Below are 24,593 nucleotides of genomic sequence, written 5' to 3'. Positions count from 1 at the left end.
CAGCTGCCGTGGCTCAGCACAGTTTTCGCGTTGCACTGGCCAAGGCCGTGCGGCTGCGGATCAGTGGTCGGATGGAAGTCCACGTGCACGGAGTCGGTGCGCAAGCCGCCGGTCAGCGAGAAGACGACGCGTCGAGGAGGGTGACGGGGAGGGCGACCCGGATCGGCTGCGCGGTGACGTTTGCGGAGTTCACAGCACATCACGGCCCTAAGCGATTCTCCGGTGGCGTCGTAGTGCTTCGGCCCTTACCCACGAGGAGAGTTCACAAGGGGGAGGACCCCAGCCGACGTACGGCTGGGGTCCTCGATGCGGTGAGTATCGGTCAGCAGGTGGAGTCCGCCTACGCCGTAGACCGCTCGTCCACGTGTCGGCGGACCGCACCCGATCGCGGTCACCGTGGTTCAGGCGGGTCAGTGCTGCAGGGTCAGCACGCCCGGCCGCCACGGCAGTTGGTCGTAGGGGCCGCTCGCGGTGGGGGACTTGCCCTGGTAGAGGAACTGCAGGTTGCAGGGGTCGATGGTCATGGTCTGGTCGGGGTTGTTGCGGACCAGGTCACCGTGGCTGATGTCGTTGGTCCAGTTGGCACCGCTGTTGGCCTTGCCCGCGAAGGGATTGCTCTCGCTGGCGGCCTGCGGGGTCCACGAACCGCTCAGACTGGAGGCCGTGAACGAGCGGAAGAAGCGCTGCTCGTTCGCACCCCGGGCCTCGACGATCATCAGGTACTGGTTCTGGCCCTGGACCTTGTAGACCTGCGGCGCCTCGAACAGGTTCTTCACCGTGTCGGTCATGACCGTCGTGTACGACGAGCCGAAGCTGCCGGGGAAGTTCCCGATCGGCATGCTCGCCCGGTAGATCTTGCCGTTGTCACCGGCGAAGAACAGGTACATGTTCTGGCCGTCGGCGATCAGGGTCTGGTCGATCGGGGCGGCGCCCGGGATGCTCCCGGTGAACAGCGTCTGCGGCGCGGACCAGCCGTTGGGGTTGGTGGGGTCGCTGGACGTGCGGTAGATGAAGGGCGAGGCACCCCACTGGGAGGCCAGCACCCAGATGTTCTTGGGCGCGAAGTAGAACAGTGTGGGCGCCACCGTGGACTGGCTCATCCCGGTCTGGCCGGCCGACGCCATGTCCGACCAGTTCGTGAAGGGCTTGAACGCCATCGAGCCGTACCCCGATCCCGACACGTTCGACGCGTAGACCAGGTGCTTGCCGTTGTACACCACGTTGGTGAAGTCCTTCAGCGAGGCCCACCCGTTCGCCGGCTGCGCCAACGCACCCGTCGAGGTCCAGCGGTACGTCGACGGAAGAGCACACGAGCCGCCCCCGGGCGGGGTCGTGCCGGACAGGCCGGTCCACTTCTGGTTGTTGGTGCCCGCGCAGTTCCAGAGCTGCACCGCCGTGCCGTTGGCCGTGGCGCCGCCCGAGACGTCCAGGCACAGCCCGGACTCCACGGCGACGACCGTGCCGTCGGCGTTCACACGCCACTGCTGGTTCGCACCGCCGTTACAGGACCAGATCTCCACCCGGGTACCCGCCGTGGTGGCATGGCCCGGCACATCCAGGCACTTGTTGCCGTACACCGTCAGCTGGTTGCTGTCCGTCGACGTCCACTGCTGGTTGGTCCCGCCCGAGCAGTCCCAGATCTGCAGGAGCGTGCCGTCGGCCTGGCCGGCGTTCGGCACATCGAGACACCGGCCGGAACCGGTACCGCGCAAGGCACCGCTGGTCGCCGCCTGAGCCGGGCCTGCGACGAGCAGACCCGCCAACGAGACCAGGGCCGCAACCACGGCGGCGAGCACCACAGACAGACGCCTGCGGCTGAACAAACTTCGTCTGCGCATGGGGACCTCGTAATCCTTGAGTAAGCGGTTCCGGTTGGCCCGTCAGCGGCTGTCCGGGCTGTTGGGCCTGTCCGGGCTGTCGATGTGATGCGGGTCGTAGCGCTCCGTGGGCACCGGGCTGACCTTCTTACGGCTTCACGGTCCTGCGAGACCCACAGACCGGCCCCTGGGTGGGAGCAGAGCGGCGCGGGAGGCGCCCGCCGACACGAGAAGAAATGATGAGGCCATGACATGCACATCGCGCGGATGCTCCTTGCGGCTCGATCGTTGCGGTCGGCGTGACCCGGTCCCGGAGTTGCCCTGCTGTGCAAGTGGAGCGACCCTGACGTGTTCGATACTCCGAACGAAAGCCGAGGTGTCGAGCAATTTGGATGATAGGGAACCAGTGAACGGCGTCAATACTTTCCGCATTATTCGCAAGTGACTCCGAAACATTCGCGGAGCTTCATGAATGAAACGACGCAGGTCAAACGGATCAAATGGCGGGCCGTGCGGAGGGACAGCACCTTTTGCGCCGGAGCGGGGCCGGTTTCGCGTACGCTGTTGACAGGGACGGTCGGCCTCTCCACCATCCGCGCCACCTCGTTTTTCCGAATACCGCCCGAAATTTCGAACCCTCTTCAGGCGTTGCAACGGGCGGGCACCATGGGTGCCCAGACGATCAGGTGGAGGACTGCTCCACGTCCTGGCGACGGCCGTGCGGACGGCCACTGAGTCCGCGACGACTTTTCCCCGCCGCTGGGTCGGCTGCGTTGGCGCGGCGGCCTCGTCGACTCACACGCGATGCCGACCACCGTGTGGCAGCTGTGGCGGCTGGGTTCGGCAGGGTGTCGTACCTCGCCTTGGATCAGCGCATCAGCTGATCGACGACAACTGCCACTGAACGGGGCACGATCCGCTCCAGGACCGGCAGGACGGTGGCCCAGCCGTCGAGAACCATGACCCGTGCGGCCAGCCTGCAGGCATGGGGCGGCTCGGACAGCTCCGCGAGTGCGGCCAGTGCGCGGGCTCGTGTCGCGCGGTAGGCGATCGAGTGGGCGAGGGCCTCGGCCCCGCCCGGATCGCCGTGCCGGGCCAGCTCCCGGACGACCGCGACCAGCGCCTCGCCTTGTGCCCAGCGGTCGTTGACCGAGTGGACGAGGGCCTCGGCCCGGCCCGGATCGCGGCGCCGGGCCAGCTCCCGGACCACATCGATCAGTGCCCTGGCTTGTGCCCGGCGGTCGGTGATCGCGTGCAGGAGGGCCTCGGCCGCGTCCGTGTCGCCGTAGCGGGCCAGCTCCCTGACGACCTCCGCCTGCCGCCCCACGCGCAGATCGGGGTCGAGCCGGTCGGCGAGGGTCATGGCCCGCTCGACCTGCCCTCGCCGCGCCAGCAGGAGTGTCATGGACCTCAGCAGAATGTCGTGATCAAGGCCGCCGCCGGTGTCGAGCAGCGCCTCGGCCCGGTCGGCCAGGGCCAGGGCAACGTCCTGGTCGGCGGTTTCGGCGACCGCGTCCAGCACACACGCCAGGTCCCAGGCGCCGAGCGGGGAGCTGGGCGAGAGCGGGCCGGCGCCGACCTCATCCAGCCCTCCTTCCAGCTCATCCAGCTCTCCTTCCAGGGCCATGTCCTGGTCCAGGGCCATGTCCTGGTCGGCGGTTTCGCCGGGCGCCCACCCACATCCCGTGCCCCTGACGTCGGCGCCGGCGGCCGGTCCGGGCGGGGGGCGCAGGAGAGCGTCGAGCCGGTCGAGGTCTCCCCCAAGCGCCTCGCGGGCCAACACCACCGCCAGGCACTGCGGCTTGGACCACCCGGTCGGGCCGGCCGGGTTGCGGGACCGGGTGATGTCCTCCACGCGGTCGGCGAGTGCGGCGGCCCAGTCATGGTCGCCGGTGGCGACGGCCACCTCCACGAGGAGGGCGAGCACCTGTTCCGTCCCGTCGACGGCGTAAGAACTCACCTCGTCGTCGGCGCGAGCGGCGAACCTCAGCGCCTCCTCGATGTCGCCGCTGTCAGCCACCGCCTTCGCCAGCAGGGCCCAGGCCCACCCCCAGTTGTGCGGGTAGCGGATCCTCTCCGCCAGAGCGACAGCCCTGCCACCCTCACCGGCACGGGCCCACGCCGGCACGAGGGCGACCAGCGCCTGGTCCCGCAGCTGCCGCAGGGGAATCGACTCGGCCAACGCCTGAGCGCCGCCCAGATCTCCCGCGCCCGCCGCGGCCTTCACCAGCTCCAGAAGCTCCGTACCCTGCTTGAGCTCGTCGCCGATCGAGTACACCAGCTCAGCCGCGCGGACGAGGTGGCCGGTGCGGGCCAGCGCCCTCGGGAGCCACCCCCTGGTGAGATCGGTGCCCGGGTCCCCGCCCACCGACAGCCGCAGAAGGGCCAGCAGGCAGGGCTCGAACCCCCCTTGCAGGATGTCCCTTCCCACGTCGTTCTCCGGTGCCAGGCCGCGACGTCGCTCCCGTTCCCGCATCATGAAAAGCTCTGGCCCCCACTGGGCCAACCCCTCTGGCATGCCTGGTGCCCCCTCGGTGAAGCCGGTCCCGCCAGGGCGCCTCTCTTGTCGCCTGTCAGTCTGTCGGTTCTTGTCCCCGGCCAGGCAGTCCACGTGACGGCCATGACCGGCGGCGGCTCAAACCAGCCCGCCGTCCGCCCAGTCCTCGATCAGGCGGACCGTGCGGTGCGGGTGTTCCTCGTGCAGGTAGTGCCCGGTGCCGGGCCAGTGGTCGACGCGGGATGCCGGTGTGCGCAGGGTGCCGCGCTCCCAAGCGGCGGCCTCGGCGGACGTCCAGACCGTCAGCGCCGGTTGTGTGCGGCGGCGCAGGTGGGCCTCGCTGGCCGGACGGATGCCGACGGCGCCGTCGTCGGTGTACATGCCGGCGTAGGCCTGGGCGATGACGTGGCCGGGGGTGCCGAGCATGGTGCGTACGTGGGCGGTGCTCAGGCCCGTCGGCGCGGCCGGCCCGAAAGCCGCCGCAACGAAGGCGGCGGCCGCCTGTGCGCCGCGTTCACGGTAGGCGGCCAGTCTGGCGGGGATCTGCTCGACCTCCTCGCCGTGGGCGCCGTGGGCCGGGTCGAGGGCGATCACCGACCGTACGGCGTGCGGATGGTGGACGGCGAGGAGGTTGACGACCTGGCCGCCCATGGAATGGCCGACCGCGATCACTGAGCCGGCGCCCAGGGCCTCGGTCAGCGCGGCCAGGTCCGCCGCCATCTCCGCCGGGGTGTTGCCCTCCGTCGGCACCTCGGAGCGGCCGTGCCCGCGCAGATCGGGCACGACCACCCGGAACCGGCCCGCCAGCGCCTCGGCATGCTCCGACCACTCCCGCCCGTCCCCGCCCCAGCCGTGCACCAGCAGGAGGACGGGAGCGTCGGCCGGTCCGAGGACGGTGTGGAACAGCCGGATACGGCCGAGGTCCGTCACGGTGACCCTCCTTGCGCAGTGGCCTGGGAAGGACTACGCCACAGCCTCGCCCGCCGAGGCGATCTCCGTCACGTCCGCTGCCGGCTCCTCGAACTGCGTTCGGTACAGCTCCGCGTAGCGGCCCTCGGCCGTCAGCAGTTCCTCGTGGGTGCCGCGTTCCACGATCAGGCCGCCCTCGATCACGAGGATCATGTCCGCCGCCCGCACCGTGGACAGCCGGTGGGCGATCACGACCGCCGTCCTGCCCTCCAGGGCCTCGGTCAGGGCCTCCTGGACGGCGGCCTCCGAGGTGTTGTCGAGGTGGGCGGTGGCCTCGTCGAGGATGACGACGCGCTGACGGGCCAGCAGGAGGCGGGCGATGGTCATGCGCTGGCGTTCGCCGCCGGAGAGGCGGTAGCCGCGTTCGCCGACCACCGTGTCGAGGCCGTCGGGCAGGGACCGTACGAGCTCGTCGAGGCGGGAGCGGCGCAGCGCGTCCCACAGGTCGGTCTCGGTGGCCGTGGGGGCGGCCAGCAGGAGGTTGGCGCGGACGCTGTCGTGGAAGAGGTGGCCGTCCTGGGTGACCATGCCGAGGGTCGAGCGCAGGGAGGCGGCGGTCAGGTCGCGGACGTCGGTGCCACCGAGGCGCACGGCGCCCTCGTCGACGTCGTACAGGCGTGGCAGCAGCTGCGCGATGGTCGACTTGCCGGCGCCGGACGAGCCGACGAGGGCGACCGTCCGGCCCGCTTCGGCGCGGAAGGAGATGCCGTGCAGGACCTCGGCGCCGCCCCGGGTGTCGAGGGACGCCACCTCCTCCAGGGAGGCCAGGGAGACCTTGTCGGCGGAGGGGTAGCCGAAGCGGACGTCGTCGAACTCGACGGACACCGGGCCGTCGGGCACGGCGTGCGCGTCCGGCTTCTCCTCGATGAGGGGCTTGAGGTCGAGCACCTCGAAGACGCGCTCGAAGCTGACGAGGGCGCTCATCACCTCGACGCGTGCGCCGGCCAGCGAGGTGAGCGGCGCGTACATGCGGGTCAGCAGCAGCGCCAACGACACGACCGCGCCCGGTTCGAGGCGGCCGCGCAGGGCGAACCAGCCGCCGAGGCCGTAGACCAGGGCCAACGCCAGGGACGACACCAGGGTCAGCGCGGTGATGAAGGCGGACTGGGCGGTCGCCGTGCGGATGCCGATGTCACGGACCCGGCGGGCGCGGGCCGCGAACTCCTCGGACTCCTGCCCCGGGCGCCCGAAGAGCTTGATCAGCGTGGCTCCCGGTGCGGAGAACCGCTCGGTCATGCGGGTGCCCATCGCCGCGTTCAGGGTCGCCGCCTCCCGCTGCATACGGGCCATCCGGCTGCCCATGCGCCGGGCGGGCACGACGAACACCGGGAGCAGCACCAGCGCGAGGAGCGTGATCTGCCAGGAGAGCGTCAGCATGACGGCGAGGGTGAGCACGAGGGTGACCAGGTTGCTGACCACTCCGGACAGTGTGTTGCTGAACGCACGCTGGGCGCCGATGACGTCGTTGTTGAGACGGGAGACCAGCGCGCCCGTACGTGTGCGTGTGAAGAACGCGACCGGCATCCGCTGCACATGATCGAACACAGCCGTCCGCAGATCGAGGATGAGTCCCTCCCCGAGCGTCGCCGACAGCCGCCTGCCGAGAATGCCGAGGGCCGCCTCCACGACCGCGATGAGCGCGATGAGCAGGGCCAGGTGTACGACCTCGCCCTCATCGCCGCCCGACACGATCGCGTCCACGACATGTCCGGCGAGTACGGGGGTCGCGACGGCGAGCAGCGCGGTCACCACCCCGAGCGCCACGAACTGCGCGATGCGGACGCGGTGCGGACGGGCGAAGGCGGCGATTCGGCGCAGCGTGGCGCGCGCGAAGGGGCGGCGTTCCTGCTCGGCGTTCATGACACTGTGCAGCTGTGTCCAGGCCGTGGTTTCCATGCTCATGAGAGAGAACCTAGAACCTCAAGCAACATTGAGGTCAATCTTTTCCTGACGTCTCCCCGCTCGAAGGACCCGATGACCGTACGCAAGCCGCCGTCCCGCCTCCAGCCGCTGTCCCCCCTTCAGCCGCTGTCCCCGCTTCCGCAACCCGCCGTTGGCGCGGACTGGGAACCCTCTCGGGATGTGACCGCTGTACACCTTCCCCGAGGGCCCCTCCCCCCAGGACGATTCCCCCGACGCGTCCCGGCCCGCGTGCTCCGGCAGATCCTGTGCCTGCTTCCGCTCCTGCTCGTCTCCGTCGTGGCCGTGCAGCACCGGTCCGTCCTCGTCGAGGGCTTCGGACATCTGCGGGCCGCGGAGTGGCCCTGGCTGCTGGCGGCGGCCGGCGCGACCTGTCTGACCTGGGTGGCGGCCGCCTGCACACGGCAGGGCGCGGTCGTGGACCGGCTGCCCAAGAGGCGCCTGCTGGCGACCCAGTTCGCGGCGGGCTCGGCCAACCACCTGCTGCCGACCGGCCTCGGCGCGGGCGCGGTCAACCTGCGGTTCATGACCGTGTGCGGGATTCCGCTCGCCCGTTCGTCCGCCGCGCTCGCCCTCTACCTGCTGGCGGAGTCGGTCGCCCGGCTGGGCCTCCTGGCGGGGCTGCTGCTCGCCTCCCCGGGCGCCCTGCGGTTCGGCACGCTGCTGCCCGACGGTTCGGTGGTCCCGCTGCTGCTCGCCGTCGGCGCCGTCGTGGTCGTGGCGGTGGCCGTCCTCGCTCTCGTACGACGGCTGCGCACCGCCGTCCTGTCGTTCCTGCGCACGGCGCTGAGCGAGCTGCGCTCGGTGCACACCCGTCCCTCCCGCGCTCTGGCCCTGTGGGGCGGTTCGCTCGCCTTCCCCGCGCTGCAGGCGGCCGGACTGGTCCTGGTCGGCCTGTCACTGGGGCTGCCGGTGCCGCCCGTCCACATGGCCGTGGCGTATCTCGCGGCGACGGTCGCGGTCGCCCTGGTCCCGACACCGGGCGGCCTCGGCTCGGTGGAGGCCGCGCTGGTCGTGGCTCTGGTGGCGGCCGGCAGTCCGGTGGCCGTGGCGACGGCGGTGGTGCTGGCCTACCGGATCATCACGGTGTGGCTGCCGCTGCTGCCGGGGGCGCTGACGCTGGGCGCGCTGGTCCGGCTGAAGGTGATCTGAGCCGCCCCTCCGGTAGGGACGCGTGGAGTGTCCGAACCACACCGTCCGGGAGCCCTCGACGTTCGAACCCCTGTGCCGTATACGGCAGGATGAGCGGTCGCACTTTTCCGCAATCGTCGAGCAGGTGGCAACGTGACGCGACTTCACATCCGGTATTCCGCGGCGGCCTTCGCCGCAGATCGGCTCCCCGGGGGCGACCGGTGAACCGAGCACTCACCGTGGACGACCTGGTCATTGCCGGAATCGCGCTGGCGGCGGGCCTGCTGGCCGCGTTCCTGCTGCGCATGCTGCTGCGCTGGCTGGGCAAGCACGCCGACCGCACCCGCTGGAGCGGCGACGACGTCATCGTCGACACGCTGCGCACCGTCGTGCCGTGGGCCGCGTTCGTCGGCGGCGCCGCCTCGGCGGGCGCGGCGCTGCCGCTGACCAGAACGGTCCAGAACCACGTCAACCAGGTACTGACCGTGGTGCTCATCTTCGTCGTCACGGTGACGGCCGCCCGGGTGGTCGCCGGTCTGGTGCGGGCGGTCACCGCGTCGCGCTCCGGGGTCGCCGGATCGGCCACGATCTTCGTGAACATCACCCGGGTCCTGGTCCTGGCGATCGGCTTCCTGGTGGTGCTGCAGACGCTGGGCATCTCCATCGCACCCCTGCTCACCGCCCTGGGGGTGGGCGGCCTGGCGGTCGCGCTCGCACTTCAGGACACGCTGGCCAACCTCTTCGCGGGCATCCACATCCTCGCCTCCAAGACCGTGCAGCCCGGCGACTACATCCGGCTGAGCAGCGGTGAGGAGGGTTACGTCGAGGACATCAACTGGCGTCAGACGACCGTGCGCGCGCTCTCCAACAACCTCGTCGTCATCCCCAACGGGGAGCTCGCGAAGTCGAACATGACCAACTTCATGCGCCCCGAGCAGCAGTTGACCATTCTGGTCCAGGTGGGGGTCGCCTACGACAGCGACCTGGAGCACGTCGAGCGCGTGACCATGGACGTCATCGCCGAGGTGATGACACAGACCACCGGTGCGGTCCCGGACCACGAGCCGGCGATCCGCTTCCACACCTTCGGCGACTCCCGGATCGGCTTCACGGTCATCCTGGGCGTGGGCGAGTTCAGCGACCAGTTCCGGATCAAGCACGAGTTCATCAAGGCGCTGCACAAGCGCTACCGCGAGGAGGGCATCCGTATCCCGGCGCCCGCGCGGACGGTGGCGCTGCAGCAGGGGCCGGTGTCCATCCCGCAGCAGCGCAGCCTCGAGGCGGCGGTCGTCGAGGCGGGCGAGGTCTCCCCCGCCCGCCTGGACTGAACGGCCGCCCCGGGTCAGCGAGTCACCGCGGTCAGAGTGTCGCGGAGTTCTCGTGGTAGTGCCCGCCCCTGCGGCTGTGCGGTGAGGCCAGTGCCGACTGCACCGGCGTGACCGTCCAGTCCGGGTGGCCGGGCATCCGCGGCGTCTTCGTGCCGTACAGCCAGTCCTTGAGGAAGCCGGACTGGTCCTGGCCGGAGACCTCCGAGGCGACGGCTATGTAGTTCTCCGTCGTCGCCGCGGAGTTGCGGTAACGGGCCAGGAAGGTCTGCTCGATCCTGGTGAAGACGTCCTCGCCGAGGGCCTGGCGCAGGGCGTACAGGACGAGCACGCCGCCCAGGTAGCGCTGACTGTCGAACAGGTTGGCCTCGTTCGGCGCGGCCACCGGGCCCGAGTCGTGGCGCCACTGGTCGCCGCGGGCGTAGGTGTCCTTCATCCGGGCTTCCATCGTGGTCAGGCCAAGGGAGTCGGTCCAGCCGCGCTCGTAGCGGTACAGCAGCCCGTAGAAGTCCGCGTGGCCCTCGTTGAGCCACAGGTCGGCCCAGTTGGCGGGGCTGACGAGGTTGCCGAACCAGGAGTGCACCAGCTCGTGCATCATGTGCGAGCCGATGTTCTTCTCCGCCTGCAGCAGGAAGTTCGGCTTGTACAGGGTGAGGGTCTGCGTCTCCAGGCCCGTGAAGTCGAAGGCGTTGGCGGCGTCGGAGTTGCAGGGCAGCAGCCCGTACGTCTCGAACGGGAAGGCCCCGAGCCGTGCCTCGATCCACTGGACGAGGTTCGGGGTGAGGGCGAGCGCCGGCTCAAGGGCGGCGGCGCGGGCGGTGGGTACGACGTCGCGCAGCGGCAGCCCGTGCGGGCCCTGCCGGTCCTTGATGACGTAGTCGCCGACGGTTATCTGCACCAGTTCGGTGGCTATCGGCGAGCGGGACTCGTACGAGTACGCCGTCCGGCCGCCGGACAGGCTCCTGGTGCCGGTGAGCACGCCGTTCGCGACACCGCGCAGCCCGCTCGGGACCGTGATGCAGAAGGAGAAGTCCGCCTTGTCCAGGGGGTGGTCGTTGCACGGGAAGGCCGTGTGCGCGGAGTTCGGCTGCGGGCACAGCGCGAAGCCGTCCGGCGTGGCGACCCAGGCGGTGTGGGCGAGCGTGCCGCGCGGGTCGACGGTGTAGCTCACGATGACGCAGGCCTGGGCCTGCGCGGCCAGGGCGGTCGCGGGCGTGACGCGCAGCTTCTCGCCGGACTGCCTGAAGGCGACGTTGCGGCCGTTGACCCGGACCGTGCGGATGTCGAGGCCGAGCGCGTCGAGGGAGAAAAGGCTCAGGGCCTGAGTCGTCGTCAGCTCGATGGTCGCCACCGCCTCGACCAGCTTCATCGTCTGGTCGTAGGCGAAGTCGAGGTGGTAGGACGAGACCCGGTAGCCGTCGTTGCCCAGGCTCGGGAAGACGGAGTCCCCGAGGGTCTCGGCGCCCGGGGTGCCGCCGTCCTTCAGGGCCGAAGGACTGGCGTACGCCGCGGACCCCGTGGTCATTGCCGCGGCCGTACCGATCAAGGCGGCCACAGGGGCCGTCACTCTGCTGCGATATCTCATGGTCAGCTTCCGCTCGGGCGGCCGGGAGGTCAGTTCCGGCCGTCGACGATCAATGCACGATCTCTTTCCAGGACCAAAGACCGGCGGCTTTGGTTGCACGACGAGGCAGCGGATCGGGTTCCGGAGTGTGGGACGCGGGGCCGGGCCCCTGTCGAGCCGGACCGGATCACGAGATATCTTGATGTCGAGCAATGTTGCAGACGTGGAGCGGAGCACCCGGTGACTGACTCGACCATCTTCTATACGCACACTGACGAGGCCCCGGCCCTGGCGACGTATTCCTTCCTGCCGGTGGTCCAGGCGTACGCCTCGCAGGCGGGCGTCACGGTCCAGACGCGGGACATCTCGCTGGCCGGACGCATCATCGCCGTGTTCCCGGAGTACCTGACCGAGGACCAGCGCATCCCGGACGCCCTGCACGAGCTGGGCGAGCTGGCCAAGACACCCGCGGCCAACATCGTCAAGCTGCCGAACGTCTCGGCGTCCATCCCGCAGCTGAAGGCGGCCGTCGCCGAGCTGCAGGGCCAGGGCTACGCGCTGCCGGCCTACCCGGACGACCCGAAGACCGACGAGGAGCGGGAGATCCAGGCCCGCTACGACAAGATCAAGGGTTCCGCCGTGAACCCGGTCCTGCGTGAGGGCAATTCGGACCGCCGCGCCCCCGCCTCGGTCAAGAACTACGCCAAGACCCACCCGCACCGCATGGGTGCCTGGTCCGCGGACTCCAAGACCAACGTCGCGACCATGGGCGAGAACGACTTCCGCTCCACCGAGAAGTCCGCGGTGATCTCCGAGGCCGGCTCGCTGAAGATCGAGCTGGTCGGCGAGGACGGCACCACCACCGTGCTGCGCGAGTCCGTACCGGTCCTCGAGGGCGAGGTCGTCGACGCCTCCGTGATGCGCGCCGCCGCGCTGAACGAGTTCCTCGCCGCGCAGGTCGCCCGCGCCAAGGCCGAGGGCGTCCTCTTCTCCGTGCACCTCAAGGCCACGATGATGAAGGTCTCCGACCCGATCGTCTTCGGCCACGTGGTGCGCGCCTTCTTCCCGAAGACCTTCGCGAAGTACGGCGAGACGCTGGCCGCGGCGGGCCTGTCCCCGAACGACGGTCTGGCCGGCATCTACAAGGGCCTGGAGGCCCTGCCCGAGGGTGCCGAGATCAAGGCCTCCTTCGACGCCGAGCTCGCCGACGGTCCCGCGCTGGCGATGGTCGACTCCGACAAGGGCATCAGCAACCTGCACGTCCCGTCCGACGTGATCGTCGACGCCTCGATGCCGGCGATGATCCGCACGTCCGGCCACATGTGGGGCCCGGACGGGCAGGAGGCCGACACCCTCGCGGTCCTGCCGGACTCCTCCTACTCGGGCGTCTACCAGGCCGTCCTCGACGACTGCCGTGCCAACGGCGCCTACGACCCGTCGACGATGGGCTCGGTCCCGAACGTCGGCCTGATGGCGCAGAAGGCCGAGGAGTACGGCTCCCACGACAAGACCTTCGAGATCAAGGCCGCCGGCACGGTCCGCCTGGTCGACCAGGCCGGCAACGTCGTCCTGGAGCAGCCGGTCGCCCCCGGCGACATCTTCCGCGCCTGCCAGACCAAGGACGCCCCGATCAAGGACTGGGTGAAGCTGGCCGTCACGCGCGCCCGCGCCACCGGGAACCCGGCCGTGTTCTGGCTGGACGAGACCCGCGCACACGACGCCAACCTGATCGCCAAGGTCAACGCCTACCTGCCCGAGCACGACACCGAGGGCCTCGACATCCGCGTCCTGGCTCCGGTCGACGCCACCAAGCTGTCGATCGAGCGCATCCGCCGCGGCGAGGACACCATCTCGGTGACCGGCAACGTCCTGCGTGACTACCTCACCGACCTCTTCCCCATCCTGGAGCTGGGCACCAGCGCCAAGATGCTGTCGGTGGTCCCGCTGATGGCGGGCGGCGGCCTGTTCGAGACGGGCGCCGGCGGTTCGGCGCCGAAGCACGTCCAGCAGCTGGTCAAGGAGAACTACCTGCGCTGGGACTCGCTGGGCGAGTTCTTCGCACTGGTGCCGTCCTTCGAGCAGTACGCCACGGCCACGGGCAACACCCGTGCCAAGGTCCTGGCCGACACCCTCGACCGCGCCACGGCGACCTTCCTCAACGAGGACAAGTCGCCGACCCGTCGCGTCGGCGGCATCGACAACCGCGGCAGCCACTTCTTCCTCTCCCTGTACTGGGCGCAGGAGCTGGCCGCGCAGACCGACGACGCGGACCTGGCGAAGGCCTTCGCCCCGCTCGCCGAGACGCTCGCCGCCAACGAGCAGAAGATCGTCGACGAGCTGCTCGCCGTGCAGGGCAAGCCGGTCGACATCGGCGGCTACTACCAGCCCGACCCGGCCAAGGCCGCCGCGGTCATGCGCCCCTCGGCCACCTGGAACGAGGCGCTCGCGTCCCTGAGCTGACGCGGCAGGCCTTGACGGCCCGCTCCTGATTCCGCCCCGGCAGGCATCCCGCCTGCCGGGGCGGACTCGTCCCGTGCGCTGCCCGGCCCGGCCTCGCTCGGCGTGAACGGCCGAGCGCCGCCACCGACGGAGAGTTGACGGACCTCACCCGCACTGGTGCCGGCAGGTCCCGGTTCGGTCGCGCCTCATGTCCCGACCTCCGCCGCACCCGCCCGCACCGCCCGCAGGCTCTGCGAGACGGCATTGGCCGCGGAGTGGACGTGCTGGGCAAGCCGTCCCGGCTGGACCATGCCAGGGGGGAACACGACCCCGACGGCCGCGACCACGACGCCGCGGCCGTCGCGGACGGGGACGGCGAATCCGCCCCGCCCTTCGGCCAGCGTGCCGTGGAGGGCCGCGTGCCCCTCACGTCTGATCCTGCCCAGGAGACCTTTCAGTGCGGCGCCGTCCGTCAGGGTGAGCGGGGTGTAGGCGCGCAAGGGCCCACCGCAGACCTCGTTCTGAAGGCTTTGGTCGGCGTGCGCGAGCAGCACCAGGCCGACGGAGGTGGCGTGCAGGGGAACGCGGCTGCCCTGAGGGCTGCAGTTGGGGAATCCTGGGTCGTCGGAGACGAAGGACAAGCACACGCTTTCGGCGCCGTCTCGGATGGCGATCACCGCGGCGCCCGAGGCCTGCCCGTGCAGGGCGATCAGATGCGGCAGCGCCGCTTCGACCAGCGCGGAGGAGCGCGGTGCGAGGACGGCTGTCTCCCACAGACGCAGTCCGATGCTGTACAGACCGTCGGCACACCGCTCCAGGGCTCCCCAGGAGTGGAGCTTGCTGACGATGCGGTGCACGGTGGCCAGGGGCAGTCCGGCGCGCCGGCTGATGTCGCTGAGTGTCAGCGTCGGGCTGTCCCGGTCGAAGGCGCCGAGGATGGTGAGCGTCCGGTCGACGACGGACCTCTCCGGAGCAGCGGATTGAGGGGTGATCATCCCGTTCAGAGTCCCTTCGCATGCACTGCAGAGCGGCATTGACACGTGCTGAGCAGGGATTACCTGAGTTGGGCGACCACCTCTATGATTCAGGCCGATAGTGGACACTGAAAGGTCGATTCCGGAACGCTCATGGTCGATTTCGCATCGTTACCGATCCCCGTGGTGCCCTACAGACCCATCTGCCGACCGGGCCTCGCTGTCGCGATGGCGAGCCTTCGCAAGCTGCGCGCCATGGCCGACCTGGGCTTCCTCGCCGCTCCCCACCGGCTCGACTTCCACCAGATCGTGCTGGTCACCGCGGGGAGGGGAACGTTCGAGATCGACTCCACGCTGCTGGAGTGCCAGGCCGGCACGCTGCTGTGGACCCGGCCCAACCAGGTGATCCGGTCCCGCCCGCATCCGGACATGGACGCGGACATCATCATGTTCACCGAGGCGTTCCCGCTGCAGATGAGCGCCCACCTGGGCATGCTCGACGATGTCCTGCGCCCCTCGCACTGGCGGCTCTGCCCCGCCGAACTGTCCGCGTTCCAGCGGGTCCTGAGTGTCTTACAGGAGGAGTTCGAGCGACCCGACCAAGGGCTCGGCGAAGAACTCCTCAAACACCTGCTGGCCGTGGTGCTGCTCCACATCGACCAGCTCTGCCGCAGGCGCAACGGTGAGGTGGAGCCCAGCACCCTCAGCACCGACCAGAGCGAGCTCTTCCTCCGCTTCCGCCGCGAACTGGACCGGCACTACCGCGACACCCGGCTGGTGGAGGACTACGCCAACGCCCTCAACTGCAGTACGCGCGCCCTGGCCCGGGCCTGCCGGACCGTCGCCGGTACCTCCGCCAAGGACGTGATCGACGCGAGGGTCGCACTGGAGGCACGGCGTCTGCTGGTCCACACGGATCTGCCCATCACGGCCATCGCCCGCCACCTCGGATTCTCCGAAGTCACCAACTTCGGCAAGTTCTTCGTCCGACGCGTGAGTATGACACCGGGCGCCTTCCGACGCGAGGCGAAGGGTAACCAGTAGTAACCCGCCGTCCACGAGTTCCTTTTAACTTGCCCGTTACTTTGGAACGCGGCCGCCCACTCCGTAAACATGGATTTCTTTCCACTGGCCGGAAGGCCTGTTGTTAAAGATTCCAGAACCTGGCAAGACTGTGGCCTGCGTGCTTCGGGCGACCAACCAAAAGCATCGCAGGCTTGCAGGCCCGCAAGTCTTGGCCGATCGAGCACGGAATGGACCAGACCACGCATTATTGACACGTTGTCATTCGCCGCACCGTAGCGGCGTTTCGCGGAAAACGGCTTCGCCTCGTTACTGCTTACCGCGTTTTCGATTCCGGTGCGCCAGATCGTCCCCTTTCCCCACCGGCGTCCCGCGAAGCCCTGCGTCAAACACGCGTCATCTCCCTGGGCGCCACCGTCAAGGACGACGCGTGCCCTCATCTCCGACCGCACGCTCCTGAGGCGCGCCCCTGCGCCCCAGGAGCGACTCAGGAAAGGACGACACATCATGACCGCAGTGACCGCCGCCGACGCGGAGACTTGGCTCATCGAGAAGATCGCCCACCGTCTGGGCGTGGCCACCGGCGAGGTCTCGCGCGAGGTGTACTTCGACGAACTGGACCTCGACTCGACCGAAGCCCTCATCCTGGCGGGCGAGTTGGAGAACTGGCTCGGCTTCGAGCTCAGCACGACCACCCTCTGGTACCACCCGACGGTGAAGGACCTGGCCACGTATCTCGCCGAGGAGAGCGGACAGCGTGCGGCCACCGCGTGACGTACGGCCGCCGGTGGCCCGGGTCCTGAGGGCCGCGGCCTCCGGCGGGCGGACGGTGTACCTCGTCCACCCCGGCGCCCTCGCGGCCTCCGTGTACCAGGGCCTGGCCGACGCACTGCCGGCCGGCGCCGGGCTGACCGTGCTCGACCTGGGCTCGGTGCCCGAGTACGCGGAAGCGGCGCTCACCGGAGGCCGGGCCGCCACCACTGTGGAGGACCTGTCCGCCGTACTGCTGACCGCGATGGGGCCGCACCAGGGGCCGTACACGCTCGTCGGCTGGTCCTTCGGCGGTGTGCTCGCCCTGTCCATGACCGGGCAACTGCCCGCCGGCCAACTGCCCGAGCGGCTGGTCCTGTTGGACAGCATCGCCCCGACCGAGGAGTACCAGCAGCCCGACGAGGCGCTCGAACCCGACCTGCTCCTCGGCTGGTTCGCCATGTACCTCGGGGCCAAGCGCGGCCGTCCCGTCCCTGTTCCCGCCGTGCGGCTGGCCGGCCTCGGTGTCGACGAGGGGCTCACCGTCGTCCTCGACGCGGGCATCGCCGCCGGGGCCCTCCTCCCGGACACTCCGCTGCCGGGACTGCGCAAGCTCTACGACACGTACGTCGACGGGCTGCTGCGCAACAACCGCCTGACGGCTCCCCACCGTCCGGCTCCCGCTCCCCTCCCCCTCACCCTGGTCAAGGCCGAGGGCAGCCTCATCCCGGGCGACCCGACGCTCGGCTGGCAGCCGCTCGCCCCGCGCGGCCTCACCACGCGCACCGCTCCGGGCGATCACTACACGATGCTCGACCGTCCGGACGCGCTCCGTGTGCTCGCTCCCCTGCTCGCCCCCGCCTGATCCCCACCGCTTCGTCCCTTCATCCCCCTCCGCGTGTCCGCGCGTCGCTCTGCCCTGCCCTGCTCACATCCCCCTACGTCATCCGAAGGGCCCCCGACCCGCCCCGGGCCGCTCCAGCGCCCGCCGTACGACGAAGAGAGCCTCTCCGTGAACGCTTCACATCCTTCTGACCTCGACCGCCGGCTCGCGCGGGATCCCATCGCGATCGTCGGCCTGTCCGCCCTGTATCCCAAGTCGCGTGATCTGCGGGAGTTCTGGGGCAACGTCGTCTCGGCCGCCGACTGCATCGAGGACGTCCCAGCCACCCACTGGGACCTGTCGGAGCACTACGACCCCGACCCGTCCGTGCCCGACAAGACGTACGCCAGGCGGGGCGGGTTCATTCCGACCGTCGACTTCAACCCGCTGGAGTTCGGGCTGCCGCCCAACACCCTCGAAGTCACCGACGTGCTCCAGCTGCTCAGCCTCGTGGTGGCGCGCGACCTGCTCAAGGACGCGGGCGCCGGGCAGGACTGGTACGACGCCTCCCGCACCGGCGTGGTCCTCGGGGTGACCGGCGCCAACCAGCTCACCCAGCCGCTGACCGCCCGGCTGCAGACGCCGGTCCTGAAGGAGGTCGTGCGCTCCTGCGGGCTGAGCGACCGGGACGCGGAGGAGATCGCCGAGAAGTTCAAGCTGGCCTTCGCACCCTGGGAGGAGAACTCCTTCCCCGGCATGCTCGGCAACGTCGTCGCGGGCCGCATCGCCAACCGCCTCGACCTGGGCGGCACCAACATGACGATCGACGCGGCCTGCGCCAGTTCGCTCGGCGCGGTCAAGTCGGCGATCAGCGACCTGCTGGAACGGCGCTCGGACATGATGCTGGTGGGCGGCTGCGACGCCGAGAACACCATCTTCATGTACCTGTGCTTCAGCAAGACGCCGGCCTTCTCCAAGGCGGGCCGCATCCGCCCCTTCGACACGGACGCGGACGGCACCCTCATCGGCGAGGGCATCGGCATGCTGGCCCTGCGCCGGCTGTCCGACGCCGAGCGGGACGGCAACCAGATCTACGCGGTGATCCGGGGCATCGGCTCCTCCAGCGACGGCCGCTTCAAGTCCATCTACGCCCCGCGCAAGGAGGGCCAGATGACGGCCCTGCGGCGGGCGTACGAGGACGCCGACTGCTCCCCGGCCTCCGTCGAGCTCTTCGAGGCGCACGGCACCGGGACGGCGGTCGGCGAGGCGACCGAACTGTCGGCACTGGCCGCGGTGGTCTCCGAGTTCACCGAGGAGCGGCAGTTCGCGGCTGTCGGCAGTGTGAAGTCGCAGATCGGCCACACCAAGGCGGCGGCGGGCGCGGCCGGGATGATCAAGCTGGCGCTCGCGCTGCACCACAGGCTGCTGCCGCCCACCATCAACGTGGACCGGCCCAACCCGGCCCTGGACTGGACCGAGAGCCCGTTCTACGTCGGCACCCGCACCCGCCCCTGGGTCCTCGACCCGAGCCGTCCCCGACGGCGGGCAGGCGTCTCGTCGTTCGGCTTCGGCGGCACCAACTTCCATGTGGTGCTGGAGGAGCACGGCGACGGCGGCGACCTGCAGGTCCTGTTCCCGGTGAGCCGCGTTTATGCATGGCATGAACCTGACATGAACAGCCTGGTCCGGGCCGTCTCCGGCGGAGCTGCCCCGCGCACCGACCCCGCCCCGGCCGGCCACCCCCGACTCGCCCTGGTCGCCCGCGACGACACGGAGCTCGCCGAACTGCGCGCCCTGGCCGCGGCCGAGCTGCAGGCCAAGCCCACCGCCGACGCCTGGTCGCACCCCAAGGGCGTCTACTTCCGCGCGTGCGCGGCCCCCACCGGAAAGGTGGCCGCTCTTTTCGCCGGGCAGGGCAGTCAGTACGTCGAACCGGGCCGAACGGCGGTGCTCGCGCTGCCCCCGCTGCGGGCTGCCTTCGACCGGGCCAACGCGGCGTTCGGCGAGCACGAGCGGCCGGTGTCCCGCGTCGCCTTCCCGCCGCCGGCCTTCGACGAGGTGACCCGCGCGGCTCAGGAGAGCGAACTGCGCCGCACCGAGTACGCGCAGCCCGCGATCGGCGCGCTGGCGGCCGGCCACTACCGCTATCTGAGCGAACTGGGCTTCGCCGCCGACGGGTTCCTCGGGCACAGCTTCGGCGAGCTGGCGGCGCTGTGGGCAGCCGGGGCGGTCGACGACGGCACGTTCTTCGCGCTGGCCCGCGCCCGGGGCGCGGCGATGGCTCCGCCCGCCGCCCCGGGCTTCGACGCCGGGGCGATGGCCGCCGTGTCCGCACCCGAGGACCAGGTTCGCCAACTCCTCGCCGAGCACCCGGAGTTGATCGTCTGCAACCGCAACGCGGCCGACCAGATCGTGGTGGGCGGTGCCACCGACGTGGTGGAGCGGCTGGTGGCGGCTGCGGGCGCGGCCGGGATCAGGGCGCTGCGGCTGCCGGTGTCGGCCGCCTTCCACACACCGTTCGTCGCGCACGCCGTGGAGAAGTTCGGGCAGGCGGTGGCACAGGCCGAGATCGGCGAGCCGCGCCTGCCCGTGTACGCCAACTCGCCCGGCGCCTCGTACGGTCCGGACGTCGAAGCCAATCGGCGCACGCTGGTCGACCAGCTGGTCAGTCCGGTGGAGTTCGCCGATCGCGTGGAGGAGATGTACGCGGCGGGCTTCCGCACCTTCGTCGAGTTCGGCCCCAAGGGCGTGCTGACCCAGCTGGTGCGCCGCATCCTCGGTGAGCGCGAGCACTTCGCCGTGCAGCTGGACCCGGGCGACAAGCGGGACGCCGAGCCGGCCCTGAAGCGGGCCCTCGCCCAACTGGCCGTACTGGGACTGCCGTTGGCCACCGCGGACCGTTACGTGGCGGAGCCCGCCCCCGTCGAGCCGGCCAAGGGCATGACCGTGCCGCTGAACGGCATCAACCATGTGCCCGAGGCCCGTAAGGCCGCGTACCGGGATGCCGTGGCGAACGGCTACCGCGTCTCCCTTCCGGCCGCCCCCGCGCCGCGGCAATCCGTAGCGCTGCAGCAGCCCGTGGCGGCTCCGCAGCCGACCCCGGTGCCTGCCGCCGCGACCCCGTCCCCGCTTCCCTGCACGGCCGAGACGCCCGCCGCCGCGCCGCCGCTCGTGGCAGCGGCGCCGTCCGCCCAACTGGACTTCCTGGAGAGCGAGTTCATGGAAGACGAACCCCTGGCCCCCGCCCCGTCGGCCGACGACCGGCTCACCAGTCTGATCTCCGACCACCTGGCCCTGCACTACGACTACCTCACCGGCCAGCTCACCAGCGCCCAGCGCATGATGGGCCTGCTGGAGCGGGCCGACGAGCAGGGCCGCATCGACACGGTGCTGCCGGGTGTGGCCTCCGTCAAGGAGCACGGGCTGGCGATCGGGCGTGCGCATACGCGGGCCAACGAGATCCTGCGGGACATGGCGACCCTGGAGCTGGGCGCGGCTGCCCCGGTGGCACCTGCTCCCGTCGCGGTGCCGACTCCCGTACTCGCTCCCGAGCCTCCGGCATCGCTGGTGGCACCGCCTGTCCCGGCCGCGCTTCCCCCGTCTCCGCCCGCCCCGGCGCCCGCGGCCCTGGAGCCGCCGGCCGTGCCCGAAGAGTCGACGGCCACCGGCGCTGCGGCCGACGACGTCGAGGGGGCGCTGCTCGCGATCGTGTCCCAGAAGACCGGCTACCCCGCGGACATGCTGGACCTCGACATGGACGTGGAGGCGGACTTGGGCATCGACTTCATCAAGCGCGTCGAGATCATGGGCGTCCTCCAGGAGCAGTTCCCCAGCCCCACCCCCGTCGGCCCCGAACAACTCGCCGAACTCCGCACGCTCAGCGAGATCGTGAACTTCGTGCTGAGCCTGGGCGGAGTCAGGAACGGCCGCCCAAAGGCGGTGGCGACGCCGGCCGCCGTTCAGGTCGTCGACAGCGGCGCCATAGCCGCCGCACTGCTCGGCGTGGTCTCCGAGAAGACCGGCTACCCGGCGGAGACGCTGGACCTCGACATGGACGTCGAGGCGGACCTGGGCATCGACTCCATCAAGCGCGTCGAGATCATGGGCGTCCTCCAGGAACGCTTCCCCAGCCCCACCCCCGTCCGCCCCGAACAACTCGCCGAACTCCGCACGCTGAACGAGATCGTCGGCTTCGTCCTGGAGCTCAACGGCCCCGGTGCGGCCGTGACGTCGAGCACTCCCGCGACGCCCGCGCCGTCCGCCGCGCCGGCGGCGACCGCAGCGCCCACCGCCTCCGGCGCCTCCACCGACGACGTCAAGGCCGCCCTGCTGGAGGTCGTCTCGACGAAGACCGGCTACCCGGCCCACATGCTCGACCTCGCCATGGACGTCGAAGCCGACCTCGGCATCGACTCCATCAAACGCGTCGAAATCATGGGCGTCCTCCAAGAGCAGTTCCCCAGCCCCACCCCCGTCGGCCCCGAACAACTCGCCGAACTCCGCACGCTGGGCCACATCGTGGGCTTCGTCGGCGGACTCGCCGGCGCGACTACCGCTGAACCGCAGCGACCCCACGCACCGTCCGCCACGGCCGCGGCGACCGCAGCGCCCACCGCCTCCGGCGCCTCCACCGACGACGTCAAGGCCGCCCTGCTGGAGGTCGTCTCGACGAAGACCGGCTACCCGGCCAACATGCTCGACCTCGCCATGGACGTCGAAGCCGACCTCGGCATCGACTCCATCAAACGCGTCGAAATCATGGGCGTCCTCCAAGAGCAGTTCCCCAGCCCCACCCCCGTCGGCCCCGAACAACTCGCCGAACTCCGCACGCTGGGCCACATCGTGGGCTTCGTCGGCGGACTCGCCGGCGCGACTACCGCTGAACCGCAGCGATCCCACGCACCGTCCGAGACCGCCGTCGCCGACGCCCCCACGCCGGGTGCGCTGGGCCGGGGGCAGGCCGCGCTCGTGGAACTGCCGGTGCCCGACCGGCTGGTGGGTGCCTACCCGCAGAAGGCCGTCGCGCTCGTCGTGGACGACGGCAGCGAGGTCGCTCAGGCCGCTGCGGCCGGACTCGTGGCGGACGGCTGGCAGGTGCGCGTGTTGCGCCTGCCCGGTGTTCCGCAGCGGATCACCGGTGGCGCGGACGCGGCCCTCACCGGATGGGGCGCCCAGGAACTCGCCTCTCACATCGAGCAGTTGGCCGCGGAGTCGCTGCGTCTTGTCGCCTTCTTCGCCGCCGCGGACAAACTGCCGTGGGCGGAGGGAGTACGCCGGCTCGCGCACGCACTCCTCGTCGCCAAGCACGTCGTGGGACCGCTGACGGCCGCCGCCGGCACCGGGCAGCGGGCAGCGTTCGTGACCGCCACCCGGCTCGACGGCTCCTTCGGCCTGCACGGAGAGGCCGAGGACGCGGCCCCGGCCGGCGGAGTCGGCGGCCTGGTCAAGACCCTCGCCGTGGAGGCGCCCGAGGTCTTCTGCCGGGCCGTGGATCTCGCGCCCGCCCTGAGCGCGGCGCAGGCCGCCGGACTGGTCCTGGCCGAGATACACGACGCCTGCGCCACCTCGGTCCAGGTGGGCCACGACGGCACCCGCAGGGTCGCCCTCACGCTCGGCGAGGAGCCGGCCGCCCCGGCCACCGGCGTCCCCGTGCTCGCCTCGGACGATCTGCTGGTCGTCACGGGCGGCGGACGCGGCATCACCGCCCGCTGCGTCGCCGCGCTCGCCGCCACGCACCGCCCCGGGCTGCTCCTGCTCGGCCGTACCGCACTCGGCGCGGAGCCCGCGTGGGCCGCCGGGCTCACCGATGCTGCGGCGCTGAAGGCCGCGGCCGTGGAGCAGCTGCGGCAGGCCGGCGAGAAGCCGACCCCCAAGCGCGTCGAGCAGCTCTACCAGTCGGTCGTAGGCGAGCGTGAGATCCGGGCGACCTTGGCGGAGATACGGGCTGCGGGCAGCGAGGCCGAGTACCTGACGGTCGACATCACCGACGTCTCCGCCACGGCCGCCGCGCTGGCGCCGTACCGGGACCGCATCACGGGTGTGGTGCACGGTGCCGGAGTCCTCGCGGACCACCTGATCTCCGCGAAGAAGGCGGCCGAGATCGAGCGGGTGTTCGCCGTCAAGCTCGGCGGGCTGCGTTCGGTGCTCGCAGCCCTGGGTGACCGGCCGATGCGGCACGTGATGCTCTTCTCGTCGGTGGCCGGGTTCTTCGGCAACCGCGGCCAGTCGGACTACGCGATGGCCAACGAGGTGCTCAACGCCTGGGCCACGGCCTACAAGCGCCGCCACCCCGAGGCCCATGTGACCGCGCTCAACTGGGGCGCCTGGGACAGCGGAATGGTGTCGCCGCAGATCAAGGCGGTGTTCAAGGAGCGCGGCATCACCCTCATCCCGGAGGGAACCGGAGTCCGGCTGTTCACCGAGCAGTTCGCCCCCGAGCGGGCGGGTGACGTGGTCACCATCCTCGGGCCGACCACTCCCCTGTCCGCGCCGGAGCACTCCGTATCCACCGCGCCGACCGTCGTGGAACGTGACCTGTCCGGCCTCGTGACCGATCCCCTGGTCGCCGACCACGTCATCGGCGACGCACCGGTGCTGCCCGCGGCAGCGGCCCTGGGCTGGGCAGTGGGCGCCATCGAGCGGCTGACCGGTCAGGTCGTCGCCCGGATACGGGACTTCTCGGTCCACAAGGGTGTCGTCTTCGACGGTGGCCTGGACGCCGGCCGGTTCCAGCTGTCCGTCAGTCCGACGCCGGACGGGACCGAGGCCGACGTCTCGATCCGCTCCGTGAACGGGGAAGGGGCCATACGACCGCACTTCGCGGCCCGGGTGAGCCTGGGTGCGGCGTCCGAGCGGCCGCAGTCCCTGTCCGGGCTGCCCGTCCTCGGCGGCGGCAGCGACGCGCGGGACTTCTACGCCGACGGCACTCTGTTCCACGGCGAGTCGCTGCGGGGGCTGCGCCGGGTACTGGAGGCGGGGGCCTCGCGGCTGGTCGTCGAGTGTGCGCTGGCCGAACACCGGCCCGCCGGTGGGGCGTTCGGGAGCGAGCGGTACGCGCCCGGCACCGCCGATCTGCTGCTGCAGGCCGCGCTGGTGTGGATGCGGCTGAACCTGGAGACGGCGAGCCTGCCGATGGCGGTGGCACGGGTCGACCTGTTCGAGGCGCTGCCCGACGGCGAGCCGTTCCTCGTGGTGGTGGAGCCGGAGTCGACGAACGGTCAGAGCGCGGCGCTCACCGTGACGGCGTGCGCGCCCGACGGACGCGTGTTGATGCGGTTCACCGGCGTCTCCCTTGTGTCCACCCCGCAGCTGGCCGCCAAGTTCGCGAGCCGCTGAACCGACCTACGGCCAGCCGGGCCCGG

At 70.7% G+C, this 24,593-nt stretch carries 13 protein-coding genes; 7 read left to right on the top strand and 6 right to left on the bottom strand.

The genetic code is table 11. The features are described from left to right. Positions 1 to 410 precede the first annotated feature (410 nt). The 4 genes from ACYUED_RS41445 to ACYUED_RS41430 all read right to left on the bottom strand — a co-directional run bounded on the left by ACYUED_RS41445 (position 411) and on the right by ACYUED_RS41430 (position 7,185). Positions 411 to 1,838, bottom strand: a complete 1,428-nt coding sequence (locus tag ACYUED_RS41445) for a non-reducing end alpha-L-arabinofuranosidase family hydrolase (protein WP_491289551.1) — start codon at positions 1,836 to 1,838, stop codon at positions 411 to 413. Positions 1,839 to 2,685: 847 nt separating this feature from the next. Then, entirely contained in the window at positions 2,686 to 4,248 is a 1,563-nt protein-coding gene (locus ACYUED_RS41440; protein ID WP_491289550.1) for a hypothetical protein, read from the bottom strand. A 204-nt stretch (positions 4,249 to 4,452) separates the two neighbouring features. Then, positions 4,453 to 5,244, bottom strand: coding sequence for an alpha/beta fold hydrolase (locus ACYUED_RS41435; protein WP_491289549.1), 792 nt, complete (start codon positions 5,242 to 5,244; stop codon positions 4,453 to 4,455). A gap of 33 nt (positions 5,245 to 5,277) precedes the next feature. Then, a complete protein-coding gene (locus tag ACYUED_RS41430; protein WP_491289548.1) occupies positions 5,278 to 7,185 on the bottom strand; it encodes an ABC transporter ATP-binding protein in 1,908 nt (635 codons plus the stop codon). A 180-nt stretch (positions 7,186 to 7,365) separates the two neighbouring features. Here ACYUED_RS41430 and ACYUED_RS41425 point away from each other — a divergent pair, with 180 nt between their 5' ends. Further along, complete coding sequence (locus ACYUED_RS41425) at positions 7,366 to 8,355, top strand: lysylphosphatidylglycerol synthase transmembrane domain-containing protein (RefSeq protein ID WP_491289547.1); 990 nt, start codon at positions 7,366 to 7,368, stop codon at positions 8,353 to 8,355. A 200-nt stretch (positions 8,356 to 8,555) separates the two neighbouring features. Beyond that, the gene (locus tag ACYUED_RS41420; protein ID WP_491289546.1) at positions 8,556 to 9,662 is read left to right on the top strand and encodes a mechanosensitive ion channel family protein; all 1,107 of its coding nucleotides are present in this window, start codon (positions 8,556 to 8,558) and stop codon (positions 9,660 to 9,662) included. Between the two features lie 31 nt (positions 9,663 to 9,693). Here ACYUED_RS41420 and ACYUED_RS41415 read toward each other — a convergent pair whose 3' ends face one another. Continuing rightward, complete coding sequence (locus ACYUED_RS41415) at positions 9,694 to 11,244, bottom strand: M1 family metallopeptidase (RefSeq protein ID WP_491289545.1); 1,551 nt, start codon at positions 11,242 to 11,244, stop codon at positions 9,694 to 9,696. Positions 11,245 to 11,463: 219 nt separating this feature from the next. Between ACYUED_RS41415 and ACYUED_RS41410 the strand changes: the two genes are divergently transcribed. Beyond that, positions 11,464 to 13,683 carry an NADP-dependent isocitrate dehydrogenase gene (locus ACYUED_RS41410; RefSeq protein ID WP_491289544.1) on the top strand — a complete coding sequence of 740 codons (2,220 nt, stop codon included), beginning with the start codon at positions 11,464 to 11,466 and terminating at the stop codon, positions 13,681 to 13,683. 185 nt (positions 13,684 to 13,868) lie between these two features. Here ACYUED_RS41410 and ACYUED_RS41405 read toward each other — a convergent pair whose 3' ends face one another. After that, a complete protein-coding gene (locus tag ACYUED_RS41405; protein ID WP_491289543.1) occupies positions 13,869 to 14,657 on the bottom strand; it encodes an IclR family transcriptional regulator in 789 nt (262 codons plus the stop codon). Between the two features lie 207 nt (positions 14,658 to 14,864). Here ACYUED_RS41405 and ACYUED_RS41400 point away from each other — a divergent pair, with 207 nt between their 5' ends. The 4 genes from ACYUED_RS41400 to ACYUED_RS41385 all read left to right on the top strand — a co-directional run bounded on the left by ACYUED_RS41400 (position 14,865) and on the right by ACYUED_RS41385 (position 24,567). Next, positions 14,865 to 15,680, top strand: coding sequence for an AraC family transcriptional regulator (locus ACYUED_RS41400; protein WP_491289542.1), 816 nt, complete (start codon positions 14,865 to 14,867; stop codon positions 15,678 to 15,680). A gap of 486 nt (positions 15,681 to 16,166) precedes the next feature. Continuing rightward, entirely contained in the window at positions 16,167 to 16,433 is a 267-nt protein-coding gene (locus tag ACYUED_RS41395) for an acyl carrier protein (RefSeq protein WP_491289541.1), read from the top strand. After that, on the top strand, positions 16,417 to 17,274 hold the full coding sequence (locus ACYUED_RS41390) for an alpha/beta fold hydrolase (RefSeq protein WP_491289540.1): 858 nt from the start codon (positions 16,417 to 16,419) through the stop codon (positions 17,272 to 17,274). Before ACYUED_RS41395 ends, ACYUED_RS41390 begins: the two co-directional genes overlap by 17 nt. 147 nt (positions 17,275 to 17,421) lie before the next feature. Beyond that, positions 17,422 to 24,567 (top strand): SDR family NAD(P)-dependent oxidoreductase, encoded by a 7,146-nt coding sequence (locus ACYUED_RS41385; RefSeq protein ID WP_491289539.1) that lies wholly within the window; start codon positions 17,422 to 17,424, stop codon positions 24,565 to 24,567. Positions 24,568 to 24,593: the final 26 nt, after the last annotated feature.

Source organism: Streptomyces sp. DF42 (assembly GCF_058267695.1).
This window is presented reverse-complemented; position numbering and strand designations above follow the sequence as displayed.